The 16,926-nt window shown below is 63.5% G+C and carries 12 protein-coding genes and 1 pseudogene; 7 read left to right on the top strand and 6 right to left on the bottom strand.

The features are described 5' to 3' along the window. Positions 1–19 precede the first annotated feature (19 nt). The 5 genes from GV818_RS05140 to GV818_RS05120 all read right to left on the bottom strand — a co-directional run bounded on the left by GV818_RS05140 (position 20) and on the right by GV818_RS05120 (position 6,286). Positions 20–1,147 (bottom strand): acyl-CoA dehydrogenase, encoded by a 1,128-nt coding sequence (locus tag GV818_RS05140; protein ID WP_161775959.1) that lies wholly within the window; start codon positions 1,145–1,147, stop codon positions 20–22. A 12-nt stretch (positions 1,148–1,159) separates the two neighbouring features. Beyond that, on the bottom strand, positions 1,160–2,350 hold the full coding sequence (locus GV818_RS05135) for an acetyl-CoA C-acyltransferase (RefSeq protein WP_161754764.1): 1,191 nt from the start codon (positions 2,348–2,350) through the stop codon (positions 1,160–1,162). A gap of 12 nt (positions 2,351–2,362) precedes the next feature. Beyond that, positions 2,363–3,124 carry an SDR family NAD(P)-dependent oxidoreductase gene (locus GV818_RS05130; protein ID WP_161775958.1) on the bottom strand — a complete coding sequence of 254 codons (762 nt, stop codon included), beginning with the start codon at positions 3,122–3,124 and terminating at the stop codon, positions 2,363–2,365. A gap of 14 nt (positions 3,125–3,138) precedes the next feature. After that, a complete protein-coding gene (locus tag GV818_RS05125; RefSeq protein WP_161775957.1) occupies positions 3,139–4,803 on the bottom strand; it encodes an AMP-binding protein in 1,665 nt (554 codons plus the stop codon). A gap of 460 nt (positions 4,804–5,263) precedes the next feature. Continuing rightward, the gene (locus GV818_RS05120; protein WP_161754770.1) at positions 5,264–6,286 is read right to left on the bottom strand and encodes an AraC family transcriptional regulator; all 1,023 of its coding nucleotides are present in this window, start codon (positions 6,284–6,286) and stop codon (positions 5,264–5,266) included. A 390-nt stretch (positions 6,287–6,676) separates the two neighbouring features. Between GV818_RS05120 and GV818_RS05115 the strand changes: the two genes are divergently transcribed. From GV818_RS05115 to GV818_RS05085, 7 genes and pseudogenes are all read left to right on the top strand, one after another. Then, positions 6,677–7,948 carry an ABC transporter substrate-binding protein gene (locus GV818_RS05115; protein WP_256679420.1) on the top strand — a complete coding sequence of 424 codons (1,272 nt, stop codon included), beginning with the start codon at positions 6,677–6,679 and terminating at the stop codon, positions 7,946–7,948. Between the two features lie 156 nt (positions 7,949–8,104). Next, the gene (locus tag GV818_RS05110; RefSeq protein WP_161775955.1) at positions 8,105–9,031 is read left to right on the top strand and encodes a carbohydrate ABC transporter permease; all 927 of its coding nucleotides are present in this window, start codon (positions 8,105–8,107) and stop codon (positions 9,029–9,031) included. A 10-nt stretch (positions 9,032–9,041) separates the two neighbouring features. Beyond that, complete coding sequence (locus GV818_RS05105) at positions 9,042–9,872, top strand: carbohydrate ABC transporter permease (protein WP_161775954.1); 831 nt, start codon at positions 9,042–9,044, stop codon at positions 9,870–9,872. Positions 9,873–9,895: 23 nt separating this feature from the next. After that, the gene (locus GV818_RS05100) at positions 9,896–10,999 is read left to right on the top strand and encodes an ABC transporter ATP-binding protein (protein WP_161754780.1); all 1,104 of its coding nucleotides are present in this window, start codon (positions 9,896–9,898) and stop codon (positions 10,997–10,999) included. Positions 11,000–11,017: 18 nt separating this feature from the next. After that, on the top strand, positions 11,018–12,493 hold the full coding sequence (locus GV818_RS05095) for a mannitol dehydrogenase family protein (protein ID WP_161775953.1): 1,476 nt from the start codon (positions 11,018–11,020) through the stop codon (positions 12,491–12,493). Continuing rightward, positions 12,493–13,989: a xylulokinase gene (gene xylB / locus GV818_RS05090; protein WP_161775999.1), complete on the top strand. Its 1,497-nt coding sequence runs from the start codon at positions 12,493–12,495 to the stop codon at positions 13,987–13,989. The genes GV818_RS05095 and xylB overlap by 1 nt, the downstream gene beginning before the upstream one ends. 13 nt (positions 13,990–14,002) lie before the next feature. Beyond that, a pseudogene (locus GV818_RS05085) lies at positions 14,003–14,939 on the top strand (carbohydrate kinase family protein). Between the two features lie 151 nt (positions 14,940–15,090). Here GV818_RS05085 and GV818_RS05080 read toward each other — a convergent pair. Then, positions 15,091–16,392 carry an OprD family porin gene (locus GV818_RS05080; RefSeq protein ID WP_161775952.1) on the bottom strand — a complete coding sequence of 434 codons (1,302 nt, stop codon included), beginning with the start codon at positions 16,390–16,392 and terminating at the stop codon, positions 15,091–15,093. Between the last annotated feature and the right edge of the window lie 534 nt (positions 16,393–16,926).

The following is a 16,926-nucleotide window of genomic DNA, read 5'->3' as shown; positions in this document are numbered from 1 at the left end:
ATCAGCTCCTGCTAAAAAGTCAGAGGTTGCGCGAAATGACCATGCGCTGAATGTCGCTGGTGCCTTCGTAGATCTGGCACACCCGCACATCACGGTAGATCCGCTCCAGCGGGAAGTCGCTCAAGTAGCCATAGCCGCCCAGGGTTTGCAACGCCGCAGAACAGACCTTCTCGGCCATTTCCGAAGCGAACAGCTTGGCCATCGAGGCCTCCACCAGCGCCGGCTTGCCGCTGTCGCGCAGGGCCGCGGCGTAGTGCACCATCTGCCGTGCCACGGCGATCTGGGTGGCCATGTCTGCCAGGCGGAAGGCGACCGCCTGGTGTTCGATGATCGGCTTGCCGAAGCTTTCCCGCTCACGGGCGTAATCGCGTGCGGCCTCGAACGCGGCCCGGGCCATGCCCACCGATTGTGCAGCGATGCCCACGCGCCCGCCCTCAAGGTTGGCCAGGGCGATCTTGTAGCCTTCGCCCTCCTCGCCCAGGCGGTTGGCCACTGGCACCTTGACGTCCTCGAAGAGGATCTGGCAGGTGTCGGAAGCATGCTGGCCGAGCTTGTCCTCGACCCGCGCGACCTTATAGCCAGGGGCATCGGTGGGCACGATAAAGGCGCTGATGCCACGCTTGCCGGCTGCCGGATCGGTGACCGCGAAGACGATCACCACCCCGGCGTTCTGCCCCGATGTGATGAACTGCTTGCAGCCATTGAGCACGTAGTGGTCGCCATCACGGCGGGCCCGGGTTTTCAGGCTGCTGGCATCGGAACCGGCCTGGGGTTCGGTCAGGGCGAAGGCACCCAGCATCGCGCCGCTGGCCAGAGGCTTGAGGAACTGCTCCTTCTGCGCATCGTTGCCGAACTTGAGGATCGGCACGCAGCCCACTGAGTTGTGCACGCTCATGATTGTCGAGCAGGCGCCGTCGCCGGCGGCAATTTCTTCCAGGGCCATGGCGTAGGCCAGGTAGCCGGTGTCGCAGCCACCCCACTGCTCGGGCACCAGCATGCCGAAGAAGCCCAGCTCGGCCATTTCGCCGATGGCCTCCCGGGGAAACCGGTGCTCACGGTCCCAGTCGGCGGCAAAGGGCTTCAGCCGTTCCTGGGCGAATTGCCGGGCCGCGTCACTGATCTGCAGTTGTTCGTCATTGGGCAACATCGCTAGTCCTCGTTACAGGCATTCAACGGCCATGGCCGTGGCTTCACCGCCGCCGATGCAGATGGCAGCAACACCGCGCTTCAGGCCTTTCTGGCGCAGGGCCGACAGCAGGGTCACCAGGATCCGCGCACCGGAAGCACCGATCGGGTGGCCCAGGGCGCAGGCGCCGCCGTGGACGTTGACCTTGGCATGGGGAATTTCCAGCTTGGCCATGGTCACCAGGCTGACTACCGCAAAGGCTTCGTTGATTTCGAACAGGTCGACTTCGTTCAGCGACCAGCCGGTCTTCTTCATCAGCCGCTCGATAGCGCCCACTGGCGCCACCGGGAACAGCCCCGGGGTGTCGGCGAACGCCGCATGCCCGTGAATCACGGCCAGCGGCTTGAGGCCACGCTGCTCGGCTTCGGAGCGGCGCATCAGGACCAGGGCCGCAGCACCGTCGGAGATCGAGCTGGAGTTGGCCGCGGTCACGGTACCGCCGTCGCGGAACGCCGGCTTCAAGGCGGCAATCTTGTCCAGCTTGGCCTTGGGCGGTTGTTCGTCGTCGCTGATCAGCTTCGATTCTTTGCCGATCATCACTTGCAACGGCACGATCTCGTCCTTGAACAGGCCATCCTTGATCGCCTGCTGGGCACGGGTCAGGGAGGTCACGGCAAAGGCGTCCTGGGCTTCGCGAGTAAAGCCGTGGGTCTCGGCGCAGTCCTCGGCAAAGGTGCCCATCAAGCGGCCCTTGTCGTAGGCATCTTCCAGGCCGTCGAGGAACATGTGGTCAAGCACCCGGCCGTGGCCCATGCGGTAGCCGCTGCGAGCACGGTCCAGCAGGTACGGGGCGTTGGACATGCTTTCCATGCCACCGGCGATCACCACCTCGGCACTGCCGGCCAGCAGCATGTCGTGGGCCAGAATGGTCGCCTCCATGCCGGAGCCGCACATTTTGTTCAGGGTGGTGCAGCGGGTGCCCTTGTCCAGGCCCGCGCCCAGGGCTGCCTGGCGCGCCGGGGCCTGGCCGAGGCCGGCGGCGAGCACGCAGCCGAACAGCACTTCCTGTACCGCATCGGCCGCGATGCCGGCACGCTGCACTGCGGCGCGGATCGCCTCAGCCCCCAGCTGCGGGGCGCTGAGGCCTTTCAATTCACCCTGGAAACCGCCCATGGGGGTACGAACAGCACTGACGATGACAATCGGATCTTGAGCAATGGACATGATGAATCCTCCTTATTTGGCGGCCATGCGCAAGGCACCGTCGAGACGGATCACCTCGCCGTTGAGCATGCTGTTTTCAATGATATGCCGCACCAGCGCGGCGTACTCGACGGGCTTGCCCAGGCGTGGCGGAAACGGCACGCCGGCGGCCAGGGAAGCGCGTACTTCGTCGCTCATGCCGGCCATCATCGGGGTTTCAAAAATCCCCGGGGCGATGGTCATCACGCGGATGCCGAAGCGTGCCAGTTCACGGGCGACCGGCAGGGTCAGGCTGGCGATGGCGCCCTTGGACGCGGCATAGGCGGCCTGGCCGATCTGCCCGTCGAAGGCGGCGATCGATGCTGTGTTGATGATCACCCCGCGCTCGCCGTCGGCGTCGGCCGGGCTCTCGGCGATGGCTGCCGCGGCCAGGCGCAGCAGGTTGAAACTGCCGATCAGGTTGACGTTGATCACCTGGCTGAAGCTGGCCAGGGCATGCGGGCCGTTCTTGCCCAGGACCTTCTCGCCACGCACGATGCCGGCACAGTTGACCAGGCCGTTGAGCCCGCCAAAGGCCTTGACCGTGGCCTGCATCGCCGCTTCGGCCGCAGCCTCCTGGCTGATGTCGGCGACCACACTCTGGCAACCCAACTGCAGGGCCTTGGCCGCTACCGCCTCGGCATTGAGGTCCACCAGCATCACCTTGGCGCCGGCCGCCACGAGCATTTCGGCACTGGCTGCGCCGAGCCCTGAAGCACCGCCGCTGACGAGAAAAACCTTGTTTTCGATCTGCATCATTTCAGTCCTGTTTACGCTGAAGCGGTGGACGCCGCGGCCTCTTGAGCCTTGGCGATTTCCTGGTTGCGCAAGATAAAGCGCTGCAATTTGCCGCTGGGGGTTTTCGGCAAGTCGCTGACAAATTCGATTTCACGGGGGTAGGAATGGGCCGCCAGGCGCTTGCGCACATGCTGGCGCAGCTCCTCGGCCAGTTCCGTGGTAGCCCGGTACTGCTCGCTGAGCACCACGAAGGCCTTCACCAATTCGGTGCGCTCCGGGTCAGGCTTGCCCACCACCGCCGCTTCCACCACGGCCGGATGCTCGATCAGTGCGCTTTCCACGTCGAACGGACCGACCCGGTAGCCGGAGGTGGTGATCACATCGTCACTGCGGCCAACGAAGCTGATGCTGCCGTCCTGGTTCAGCTCGACGGTGTCGCCGCTGAGGTAGTAGTCACCGACAAAGGCCTTGGTCGGCACCCCGGCGTAACCGGCGAACCAGCACATCGGCGACTGGCTGCGGTCGATGGCGAGAATCCCCGGCTGGCCGACGCCGAGCTCCTGGTACTGCTCGTCCAGGACCACGATGCGGTGCCCCGGCGAGGCGAAACCGGCGGCGCCGACATGCACCGGATGCTCCAGGCCGTGGTGGTTGCACAGCACCATGCCCAGCTCGGTCTGGCCGTAGTGGTCGTGGATCACCACGTCCAGTTGCTCGGCGAACCAGCGGATGACTTCAGGATTGAGCGGCTCGCCGGCGCTGCTGACGATGCGCAGGCGGCCCTTGATCGAGCGGGCGAACTGCTCGCCACCGGCGATCAGCAGGCGGTAGGCCGTGGGCGAACCGGTGAGGTTGGTAATGCCGTACTTGTTGATCACCCGGCAGGTGCTTTCCAGGGTGAAGGGGCCGTCGTAGAAGGTGATCGGGTGGCCCAGGCCCAAGGGCCCGGTAACGCCGAAGTAGATGCCGTAGGCCCAGCCCGGGTCAGCGACGTTCCAGAACGCATCCTCGGGGCGCAGGTCCACCGCGTCACGGGTGTAGCTCTGGAACGCAACGATAGCCTTGAGCGGTACTTCCAGGGCCTTCGACGGGCCGGTGGTGCCGGAGGTGAACATCAGCAGGAACGGGTCTTCGCCGGTGAGCAGCAGCGGCTCGCACTGGGCCGGGTATTGCTCCAGTTCAGCCCAGAAGCTGAAATCACCGCGCACGATGCCCTGGCCCTTGGCTCCGCCGACGGTGACAATGGTCGGGCATTCAGCGACTTCCGCCAGCTTGGGCCGGTTCCCTGCATCGCTGACCACCAGCTTGGCCTTGGAACTGTTGAGGCGGTGCTCGATGGCCTTGGGGCCGAAAGCGGTGAACAGCGGCTGGTACACCGCGCCGATGCGCCAGGTGGCCAACACCGTGATCAGCAACTCGACATTGCGCGGCAGCAGCCCGGCGACCTTGTCGCCCTTGCCTACCCCCTGGGCCAGGAAGAAGTTGGCCAGGCGTGCGGCCTTGTCCTGCAGTTCGGTGAAGGTGTAGCTGGCGCTGCTGCCGTCCCGGCCCTCCCAGAACAGTGCGATACGACCGGGCAATGCATGCCGGTCACAGCATTCGACACAAGCGTTGAGCGCCGACAGCGAACCCGCCAAGGCGGCATCGACGGTGTGCTGATAGTTAAAATCTTCGGTGGCAGACAGGTAGTTGCGCATTGCCAGAATCCCTCACTGTTCTTATTAGGATGGGAACCTCATGAAAATCAGGCAAATACTGGCGCTAGAGCCCGCGCGGGACAATGGTCAAAGCTATCAAGTTGCGTGACCGGTTTGGCCAAGAACCTGCTGTGCCCACCGGCATCGCAGCCCAGGGTGGCCCGGGCGTGTTCGTTGTAGGAGCTGGCTTGCCAACGAAGGCGTCGGCCAGGGCGGCACAAGGCTTAAGGGCCTCTTCGCCGGCAAGCCGGCTCCTACGATGGGTCGGCGGGGTTTGTTGTAGGAGCTGGCTTGCCAGCGAAGGCGTCGGCCAGGGCGGCACAAGACTTCAGGGCCTCTTCGCCGGCAAGCCGGCTCCTACAGGAGGCTGGCGGGGTTTGTTGTAGGAGCTGGCTTGCCAGCGAAGGCGTCGGCCAGGGCGGTACAAGGCTTCAGGGCCTCTTCGCCGGCAAGCCGGCTCCTACAGGGGGTTGGGGTCGTTGAGGATCAGGCTGCGGTAGTGCCCGGGGTTGGAGCCGGACCATTTGCGAAAGGCCTTGTAGAACGAGCTGGTGTCGGCAAAACCCAGGCGCCCGGCAATCTCGGCAAAGCTGATCTGCGGCTCTGCCAGCCAGACAATCGCCAGCTCCTTGCGCACGCTGTCCTTGAGCGCCTGGTAGTTCTGGCCCTCTTCCGCCAGACGTCGGCGCAGGGTCGAGGCGGACATGCACAGGCTCTGGGCCAGGCTTTCGCTCTCCGGCCACTGTTCCCCGGGCAGTTGCCGCAGTTGATGCTTGATCCGGCTGGCCAGGCTCTCGGGATCGCGGTACTTGACCAGGATATTGGCCGGGGCATGGGCCAGGAAACGCTTGAGTTCTTCTTCGCTGCGCTTGATCGGCAGGTCCAGGCAGTCGGCGGCGATGATCATCCGCGTGCGCGGGCGATCAAAGCGCAGGTTGTCGGAAAACATCACCCGGTAGTCGTCGCAGAAATCCGGCTCGGGGCAGCGCAGCTCGATGGCCAGGATCGGGATGCGCCGGCCGGCCAGCCAGCAGGCCACCCCGTGGACGATCATCCAGTAGGTGAAATAGGTGAACGCCCGGCGCGGCTCGTGCGGTTCTTCCAGCAGGACGATCTGCGCCAGGCTTTGCTGGTGCACCAGTTGCGCCGGCAGGCGTTCGAACATCAGCGACAGGAACCCCAGCACCGAGTCCAGGCCTGTGGCCAGGGTCGGCTGGGCGATGGCCGAACGACAGAGAAAGGCCAGGCTGCCGGATTTCAGCTGGCGCGGGTCCATGCCGAAAAACTCATCGTCCAGACGCCGCGCCAACAGGCGCCAGAGCCGCGCATAAGCGCCGGCCGGGACCCGGGCCGTGCCCTGCTGCAAACCGGCTGGATCGATGCCGACCTTGTTCAGCACTTCATCGGTGGCCGCGCCCGGCGCACAGCTTTGCAGCAGTGCCTCGCGCACCAGCTGCATGGAGATGGTGTCTTTTTCCGACATCGTGGCCAACGGCTTCCCGGGTGAAAGGATCAGGACGGCCATCTTAGGCAGTGGCCGGGAAAAAGCCAGTGGGCTTTGGGCTAAGTGACGGCACGTCCTGGGCTTGAAAACCAATACGGATCCGCCCCTGCCACACAGCCTTTGATGCCAGCCAAGCCCCGAAAACCGCCAGCCAAGCTCACTCCCCCCGACTGCCTCAGTGCAAAAAAGTACCAATTGAAGTGTCAGGGATGATTTGTCAGCGCCGCGTTAGAGGGCTGTAATCAGCCCACATTCTTCCTCCCTGGCGGAAGACATAACAACAATAATCGTCCTTCTGTCGTCATCACTGGCGCAGAAGAGGAGTGACCGATGAAACCTTGCACCAAAGCTCTGCTCCTCAGCACCTGCATGACCCTCAGCAGCGTCACCTTGGGCGCCCAGACCCTGACCATCGCCACCGTCAACAACAGCGACATGATCCGCATGCAGCGCCTGTCCAAGACCTTCGAAACCGAGCACCCGGACATCAGGCTGAACTGGGTGGTGCTGGAAGAGAACGTCCTGCGCCAGCGCCTGACCACCGACATCGCCACTCAGGGCGGACAGTTCGACGTGCTGACCATTGGCATGTACGAAGCCGCACTCTGGGGCGCCAAGGGCTGGTTGCAGCCGATGCAGGACCTGCCCGCCGCCTATGACCTCAACGATGTTTTCCCTTCGGTGCGCGAAGGCCTGTCGGTCAAGGGCAGCCTGTACGCCCTGCCGTTCTACGCCGAAAGCTCGATGACCTACTACCGCGCCGACTTGTTCAAGGCCGCCGGGCTGAGCATGCCCGAGCGGCCAACCTGGGAGCAGATCGGCGAGTTCGCCGCCAAGCTCAACAAACCCGAACAGGAACAATACGGCCTGTGCCTGCGGGGCAAGGCTGGCTGGGGCGAGAACATGGCGCTGATCACCACCCTGGCCAACAGCTACGGTGCGCGCTGGTTCGACGACAAGTGGCAGCCTGAATTCACCGCCGCGGCATGGAAGAATGCCCTGAGCTTCTACGTCGACACCATGAAGAAGTCCGGTCCGCCCGGGGCTTCCAGCAATGGTTTCAATGAGAACCTGGCGCTGTTCAACAGCGGCAAGTGCGCAATCTGGGTCGACGCCAGCGTTGCCGGCTCCTTCGTCACCGACCAGAGCCAGAGCAAGGTCGCCGAACATGTGGGTTTCACCTACGCGCCGCATCAAGTCACCGATAAGGGCAGCGCCTGGCTGTACTCCTGGTCCCTGGCAATTCCCGCCAGTTCCAAGGCCAAGGAAGCGGCGAAGACCTTCACCACCTGGGCCACCTCCAAGGAATATGCGGCCTTGGTGGCCGAAAAGGACGGTATCGCCAATATGCCGCCGGGCACCCGGGCCTCCACCTACAGCGAGGCCTACATGAGCGCCGCGCCGTTCGCCAAAGTCACCCTGGAATCGCTGAAAGCCGCGGATCCGAGCAAGCCGACGCTGAAACCGGTGCCCTACATCGGCATCCAGTTGGTGACCATTCCCGAGTTCCAGGCCATCGGCACCCAGGTCGGCAAGCTGTTCTCCGCCGCGCTGATCGGCCAGACCACTGTGGATCAGGCACTGGCTGCGGCGCAGCAGACCACCGAGCGGGAGATGCAACGCGCCGGCTACCCCAAGTGACCCGGCGCTTCCTGTAGGAGCCGGCTTGCCGGCGAATGGGCCCCCGAGCCTCATGCCTGGCTGACGGGCGCCTTCGCTGGCAAGCCAGCGCCTACCGTCCGCCGGCAATGCCAGCGCGCTGTCGCGCACTCTTGTACCCAACTGGTTGTGAGCCTCATGAATACCTCGACTGCCAAGCTCCATGTGCAACCGCAGGCGGCATCCCGCAAGCGGCGCCTGGCCAACCCCGGCTGGTTCCTGGTCAGCCCCTCGGTGGCGCTGTTGCTGCTGTGGATGATCGTGCCCCTGGGCATGACCCTGTACTTCTCGCTGATCCGCTACAACCTGCTCTACCCCGGCGAGAATCAGTTCGTCGGCCTGGAAAACTTCAGCTACTTCCTCAGCGACTCAGGTTTCCTCCCCGGGGCCAGCAACACCTTGTTGCTGGTGGGCAGCGTGCTGCTGATCAGCGTGGTGTTCGGGGTGCTGATCAGTGCGCTGCTGGAGGCCAGCGAGTTCTTCGGTCGCGGCCTGGTGCGGGTGCTGCTGATCTCGCCGTTCTTCATCATGCCCACGGTGGGCGCGCTGATCTGGAAGAACCTGATCTTCCACCCGGTGTCGGGGATCCTCGCGGCACTGTGGAAGCTGTTCGGCGCCCAGCCGGTGGACTGGCTGGCTCACTACCCGCTGCTGTCGATCATCATCATCGTCTCCTGGCAGTGGCTGCCGTTCGCCATCCTGATCCTGATGACCGCCATGCAGTCCCTGGACCAGGAACAGAAGGAAGCCGCGCGCCTGGACGGCGCCGGGGCCATCGCGATCTTCTGGCACCTGACCCTGCCCCATCTGGCGCGACCGATCGCCGTGGTGGTGATGATCGAGACGATCTTCCTGCTCTCGGTGTTCGCCGAGATCTTCACCACCACCAATGGCGGGCCGGGCTACGCCTCGACCAACCTGGCCTACCTGATCTACAACCAGGCGCTGTTGCAGTTCGATGTCGGCATGGCTTCCGCCGGCGGGTTGATCGCCGTGCTGATCGCCAATATCGCCGCGATCATCCTGGTGCGGATGATCGGCAAAAACCTGACTGACCAGCCCTGAGGTGCGCGCCATGACCCTGCAACAATCCCGACGCCTGCAAAGCCTGCTGCTGGGCACCCTGGCCTGGGCCATCGCGATCCTGATCTTCTTCCCGATCTTCTGGATGGTGCTGACCAGCTTCAAGAGCGAAATCGACGCCTTCGCTACGCCGCCGCAGTTCATCTTCACCCCGACCCTGGAGAACTACCTGCATATCCAGGAGCGCAGCAACTACGCAAGCTTCGCCTGGAACTCGGTGGTGATTGCCTTCAGTGCCACGGCCCTGAGCCTGCTGATCGCGGTGCCGGCGGCCTACTCCATGGCCTTTTACGAGACCGGCAACACCAAGCGCACCCTGCTGTGGATGCTCTCCACCAAGATGCTGCCGCCGGTGGGCGTGCTGATGCCGATCTACCTGCTGGCCAAGAACTTGGGCCTGCTGGACACGCGGATTGCGCTGATCGTGATCTACACCCTGATCAACCTGCCGATCGTGGTGTGGATGGTTTACACCTACTTCAAGGACATTCCCCGGGACATCCTCGAAGCCGCCCGCCTGGACGGTGCAACCCTGGTCCAGGAGATGCTCCGGGTGCTGTTGCCGATCGCCAAGGGCGGCCTGGCGTCCACCGCACTGCTGTCGCTGATCCTGTGCTGGAACGAGGCCTTCTGGTCGCTGAACCTGACGTCTGCCAATGCCGCCCCGCTGACCGCGCTGGTCGCCTCCTACTCCAGTCCCGAAGGTTTGTTCTGGGCCAAGCTCTCGGCGGTCTCGACCCTGGCCTGCGCGCCGATCCTGATCTTCGGCTGGTTCAGCCAGAAGCAGCTGGTGCGTGGCCTGTCCTTTGGCGCGGTGAAGTAATCATTGAAATCCGGAGAGATTCCATGGCTCATTTGAAAATCCACAATCTGCAAAAAGGCTTCGAAGGTTTCTCCATCATCAAGGGCATCGACCTTGAGGTGCACGACAAGGAGTTCGTGGTCTTCGTCGGCCCTTCGGGCTGCGGCAAATCCACCTTGCTGCGGCTGATCGCCGGGCTGGAGGAAGTCAGCGGCGGCAGCATCGAGCTGGACGGCCGCGACATCACCGAAGTCAGCCCGGCCAAGCGCGACCTGGCCATGGTGTTCCAGACCTACGCCCTGTATCCGCACATGAGCGTGCGCAAGAACATGTCCTTTGCCCTGGACCTGGCCGGAGTCGACAAGCATCTGGTGCAGAAAAAAGTCGAGGAAGCGGCGCGCATCCTCGAACTCGGGCCGATGCTTGAACGCAAACCCAAGCAGCTCTCCGGCGGTCAACGCCAGCGGGTCGCCATCGGCCGGGCGATCGTGCGCAATCCGAAGATCTTCCTGTTCGACGAACCGCTGTCCAACCTCGACGCCGCCTTGCGGGTGCAGATGCGTCTGGAGCTGGCGCGCCTGCACAAGGAGTTGCAGGCGACCATGATCTACGTGACCCACGACCAGGTGGAAGCCATGACCCTGGCCGACAAGGTGGTGGTGCTCAACGGTGGCCGGATCGAGCAAGTGGGTTCGCCCCTGGAGCTCTACCACCACCCCGCCAACCTGTTTGTCGCAGGGTTTCTCGGCACGCCGAAGATGGGCTTTCTCCAGGGTAATGTCAGCCAGATGGACGGCCAGGGCTGTGAGATCCAACTGGCGGCCGGGGCGCGCTTGCGCCTGGCGCAGAGCAGCCCGCAGCTCAAGCCTGGCAGCCCGGTGACCCTGGGCATTCGCCCTGAGCACCTGGAACTGGGGGAGCCAGGCCCCGGCAGCCTGCAAGTCACCGCCGACGTTGCCGAACGCCTGGGCAGCGATACCTTCTGCCACGTCCTGAGCGCCACCGGCGAAGCGCTGACCCTGCGCATCCGCGGCGATCTGGCGAGCCGCTACGGCGAGTCGCTGAACCTGCGGCTGGCCCCCGAGCACTGTCATTTATTCGATGCCGAAGGTGTCGCCGTCCCCCGTTCGCTGCGCGCCGCCGCCTGATCCCCGAGAGCATTCCGCATGAAACTCAATCGCTTCAATCTCAGCCAGCTGCCGCCCCAAGTGAACATCCCCAGCTACACCGCCGCCGACACCCGCCAAGGCATCGTGCACATCGGCGTCGGTGGTTTTCACCGCGCCCACCAGGCCTGGTACACCGATGCCTTGATGAACCAGGGCCAGGGCCTGGACTGGAGCATCTGCGGGGCCGGCCTGCGCCCCGACGACCGCCGTACCCGGGACGACCTGGCGGGCCAGGACTATCTGTACACCCTGCTCGAGCTGGGTGACGGCGAGACCCACGAAGTGCGGGTGATCGGCGCCATCAGTGAAATGCTGCTGGCCGAGGACGGTGCCCAGGCGCTGATCGACAAACTCGCCAGCCCGCAGATCCGCATCGTCTCCCTGACCATTACCGAGGGTGGCTACTGCATCGACGACAGCACCGGCGAGTTCATGCTCCATCTGTCGCAGATCCAGCACGATCTGGCCCATCCCCAGCAACCACGCACCGTGTTCGGTTTCCTTTGCGCGGCCCTGGCCAAGCGCCGGGCAGAGGGGACTCCCGCGTTTACCCTGATGTCCTGCGATAACCTGCCGCACAACGGCGCGGTGACCCGCAAGGCGCTGCTGGCCTTTGCCGCACGGCGCGATGCCGACCTGCATGACTGGATCGCCAGCCAGGTGAGCTTTCCCAATGCCATGGTCGACCGCATCACCCCCATGACCAGCACCAGCCACCGCCTGCAGCTGCACGACCAGCACGGCATCGACGATGCCTGGCCGGTGGTCTGCGAACCGTTCGCGCAGTGGGTCCTGGAGGACAAGTTCGTCAATGGCCGTCCCGCCTGGGAACAGGTCGGCGTGCAATTCACCGACGACGTCACGCCCTATGAGGAGATGAAGATCAAGCTGCTCAACGGTAGCCACCTGGCGTTGACCTACCTGGGCTTTCTCAAGGGCTACCGCTTCGTCCACGAAACCATGAACGACCCGTTGTTCGTTGCCTATATGCGCGCCTACATGGACCTGGACGTGACCCCGCAACTGGCCCCCGTGCCGGGCATCGACTTGAGCGCGTACAAGAACACCCTGGTCCAGCGTTTTTCCAACCAGGCGATCGCCGACCAACTGGAGCGCGTGTGCAGCGACGGTTCATCGAAACTGCCAAAATTCACCGTGCCGACCCTCCGCCGCCTGATCGCCGACGGCCGTGATCTAGAGCGCGCGGCGCTGGTGGTGGCGGCCTGGGCCCTGTACCTCAAGGGCGTCGATGAAAACGGCGCGAGCTACCGGATCCCCGATCCCCGGGCCGAGTTCTGCCAGGCCCTGGTAGCGGATGACACCTTGCTGAGCCAACGACTGCTGGGGGTAGAAGAAATCTTCGGCCCGACGATTGCCCGCTCCACCGCGTTCGTCGATGCCTTCGAGCGCTGCTTCAACAGCTTGCGCGAGCACGGTGTCAGCGCGACCTTGCAGCAGGTGCTGGCCCGATGATGAGCACGCCAGCGCTGTACCTCGGTATCGATTGCGGTACCCAGGGCACCAAGGCCCTGATTCTCGACAGCCAGAGCGGTGAAGTCCTGGGTCACGGCAGCGCGCCCCACAGCCTGATCAGCGACGCCAACGGCCGCCGAGAACAGGACCCCGCGCAATGGCTGCAAGCCTGCATCACCGCCACTCACCAGGCACTGCACGCCAGCGGCGTCGATGGCCAACAGATTCTCGGTGTCGGCGTTGCCGGCCAGCAGCACGGCCTGGTGCTGCTGGATGATCAAGGCCAGGCGATGCGCCCGGCAAAGCTCTGGTGCGACACCGAGACCGTCGGGCAAAACCAGCGCTTGCTGGATTACCTGGGGGGTGAGCAAGGCTCCCTGGATCGCCTGGGCATCGCCATCGCCCCCGGCTACACCCTGTCGAAACTGCTCTGGACCCAGGAACAGCATCCGCTGCTGTTCCAACGCATCGCGCACATCCTGCTGCCCCACGATTACCTCAACTTCTGGCTCACCGGGCGCAGTTGCAGCGAATACGGCGACGCCTCCGGTACCGGTTACTTCAATATTCGCAGCCGTGACTGGGACCGTGCCCTGCTGACCCACATCGACCCTGGCGGAGGCCTGGAAAATGCTTTGCCGGAATTGCTCCAGGCCCACCAGCCGGTGGGCCGGGTGCTGCCGCAGATCGCTAGGCAACTGGGCATCAATCCCCGCGCAATGGTGGCCAGTGGCGGTGGCGACAACATGCTGGGGGCCATCGGCACCGGCAACATCGAGCCCGGCATCATCACCATGAGCCTGGGCTCGTCCGGTACGGTCTACGCCTACGCCGCGCAACCGCCTGTCAGCCCCCAGGCCGGGGTGGCAAGTTTCTGCTCCTCAAGCGGCGGCTGGTTGCCATTGATCTGCACCATGAACCTGACCAACGCCACCCGCCTGGTGCGCGAATTGCTGGCGCTCGACCTGGAGACCTTCAATCAACGGGCCGCCCAGGCCCCCATCGGCGCCGAAGGCCTGTGCCTGCTGCCGTTTTTCAACGGCGAGCGGGTTCCCGCCCTGCCCCATGCCCGGTGCAGCCTGCTGGGCATGACCCTGGATAACCTGACCCAGGCCAACCTGTGCCGTGCGGTACTGGAAGGCACCACCTTCGGTTTGCGCTACGGTCTCGACCTGCTGCGCGCGGGTGGGCTGCAGAGCCAGAGCATCCGCCTGATTGGCGGCGGGGCAAAAAGTCCGCTGTGGCGGCAGATGGTCGCCGATATCATGCATACCCCAGTGATCTGTCCCCGCGAGGTCGAAGCCGCGGCACTCGGGGCGGCGATCCAGGCCGCCTGGTGCCATGGTCGCCAGGCGGATCCGGCCTTGAGCCTGGGGCAACTCTGCGAGCGCTGCGTGCACCTTGATCCAGGCAGTGAAACCTGGCCCCGAGCCGAACACGTGAGCGCCTACGGGCCGCTGTATGAAAGCTATCGACAGCATCTGGCAACCCTTTGAAGAGCGAATGACTATGTATCTGGTTTGTGGCGAGGCACTGTTCGATTTTTTCAGCGTGGATCAGGCAAGTAACCGGGCCAATACCCTGAACTTCCAGGCGCTGGCCGGCGGATCACCGTTCAACGTGGCAGTGGGATTGCGCCGACTGGGCATCGACGTTGCGCTGTTGGCCGGGCTGTCCCGGGATTACCTGGGACAGCGCCTGCGCCAGGTGCTGGAAACCGAGGGCGTGAATACCGACTACCTGCGCGAGTTCGACGCGCCCACCACCCTGGCGATGGTCGCGGTTGGGGCCGACGGCTCGCCCCACTACAGCTTTCGTGGCGAAGGCTGCGCCGACCGCCTGCTCTTGGAAGCGCACCTGCCGGTGCTGGATCAGCGAGTACGCGGGCTGCACATCGGCTCCTTCTCCCTGGTGGTGCAACCGATCGCCGATACCTTGCTGGCCCTGGTCCGTCGCGAGCGCGGCCGGCGCTTGATCAGCCTCGATCCCAATGTACGGCTCAACCCGCAGCCGGATATCCAACTGTGGCGCCAACGCATTGGGGAGCTTGTGAAGCATGCCGACCTGATCAAGGTCAGCGATGAAGACCTGGCCCAGTTGTACCCGGGACAGGCGCCTGAAGCGCTGATCCAGGGTTGGCTGGAGCACAGTGCCAAGCTGGTGTTCCTGACCCGGGGCAGCCATGAGCGCGACCGTTTTCAGTCGCGCTCATGGCAGTTGGTCGGTAGCCGCGCAAAAAGTCACGGTGGCCGACACGGTGGGCGCCGGCGACACCTTCCAGGCGGCGTTGATTGCCTGGTTGACCGAACACCGCCTGGATTCGGCCCAGGGCCTGGACCGCTTGAGCCGCGAGCAGATCGACGCCCAGTTGCGATTCGCCGTGGGCGCCGCGGCCCTGACCTGCACCCAGACCGGCCCCGAACTGCCCTACCGCCACCAGCTGTAGGCTCGGCGGCACAGTGTCACGCGGGCCGGCAGAAAGGCCCGCAAAACGTGCACCGATGCCAGCAGCGCCTTGGTTGGCAAGCCTACGCCCACAACCGCCGGGGACAATCGCAACCGCGCAACAGTCGGCTTGCCGGTAAAGGCCGGCAGGATCAGAGGATCGAAAAGTTGTAGCTGACGATCAGGCGGGTCTCGTCCATGTCACGGGCAATTTTCTGGTAGTTGCTGCGGTAGCTGGCGTTGCGCAGGCGCAGGCTGACGTCCTTGAAAGTGCCACTCTGCACCACGTACTTGAGCTCGCTGTCACGCTCCCACTCGCGGCCTTCGCGCAGGCTGCCCGGGACCTTGATGTGGTCGCCGCTGACGTAACGGGTGAGGAAGCTCAGGCCATTGAGGCCAATGGCCTTGAAGTCGTAGTCATAGCGCAATTGCCAGGAGCGTTCCTGGATCGCGGCAAAGTCGTTTACCTGGACGTAGTTCACCAGGTACGGGTTGCTGCCATCCAGGTACGGCATCGAGTTATCACCGTACATACGCTGCCAGCCGGCGCTGAACACGTGCCCGCCAAGGCTATAGCCGAGCATGCTGCTCAGGGCCCGGTTGTCGATGCTGCCTGCTCGCTCGGCGCCGCTGTCGGCGCTCTTGAACAGGCGCAGGTCAGCTTTCAGTACGCCAGGCCCCAACGGTTGGTTCGCCAGCAAACCGACAAAATGCTGACGGTAGATGTCTTGCAGTTCGGCGTAGTGGTACTGGCCGCTCAGGCGGTCGTTGAACTTGTAGTCCGCGCCGTAGGTGTCGAAGTGGTCCGCGGTGGTATTGCAGGCATAGCGCTTGTTCTTGCAATGCACACGGATGTCCTGGGCATCGGTGGAATCCCGGGCGGTGTATTGGTCCAGGCGCGCGGCGGTCAAGGTCAGGTCCTTGATCTCCCTGGAGGTCAGTACCGCGCCATTGAACATGGTCGGCAGCAGGCGCCCGTCGTTGTACTTGAGCAATGGCAAATCCGGCAATTGCGCGCCGTACTTGAGGACGCTCTGCGACACCCTGATCTTGGCGGTCAGGCCCAGTTTGGCGTACTGATCCGCCGAACCTCGCGGGTCGTGCCCGCTGGACGGCAGCAGGCCGCTGTTGCTGCGATCAGGGCTGGAGTCCAGCTTGACCCCCAGCATCCCCAAGGCGTCCAGGCCAAAACCCACGGTGCCTTCGGTGTAGCCCGATTGCAGGTTGAGAATCAAACCCTGGGCCGACTCCTCGCGCTTGGAAGCTCCCTGCTCGGTGTTGCTGTGACCGTCACGAAAGTCCCGATTGAAGTAGACCGTACGCGACTCCAGCTTGGCGCTGGCGTCCTCGAAGAAGCCTCCGGCATTGGCCAGGGGGGTAAAACCCGAGCACAGGACGGCAGCTCCGAGGCCCAGCAACGGGCACGGTTTGAGTAAAGGGAAAGGGGGACGCATGAACAGGCTCCAGCAGAAAATCAGTGACGCGAGGTAAAGAATGACCCAGGGGAAATTCACCCTGCGAATCAGCGATCACAGGTTGAATTGATTGAATCAATGAAGGCCGACAATGATGGCAGATGGCCCCGGCCGTCCCAACCCGACTTTAGTCTGACTCGCGGGTCGAAAAATCCGCACCATCAGCACTCGATTCAACGTGGGCATAACCGTGGATAAACTGATCAATTCCGCCAATTTTCAACCCGGCAGAAAGCGTCAATAAAGCTGTCCGACTGATCAGGAAACACATCGGCAATACCTGTTCTCTTCTCGATAATGGCCAAAAAGCATCAACCTTTTGTCTTAGATTGCTACCGCTTGTCGGATTTATTGTTTTTTTTGAACAAGCAAACAAGTATTTGACAGTTTCTATGACGACCATCATCAATAGGTATAACTAGTTGTTTTATAAGGTATTTATATTTTTAATAAAATAAATAATACGCCTGCGTCATTTATGTAACACCGACAAACGTCAATTAAACGTCTCAA

This window comes from Pseudomonas sp. Fl4BN1, from assembly GCF_009908285.1.
In the GTDB taxonomy this organism is placed as follows: domain Bacteria; phylum Pseudomonadota; class Gammaproteobacteria; order Pseudomonadales; family Pseudomonadaceae; genus Aquipseudomonas.
The sequence above is the reverse complement of the archived record's forward strand: the minus strand, read 5'-3'. Positions and strand labels throughout refer to the sequence as shown.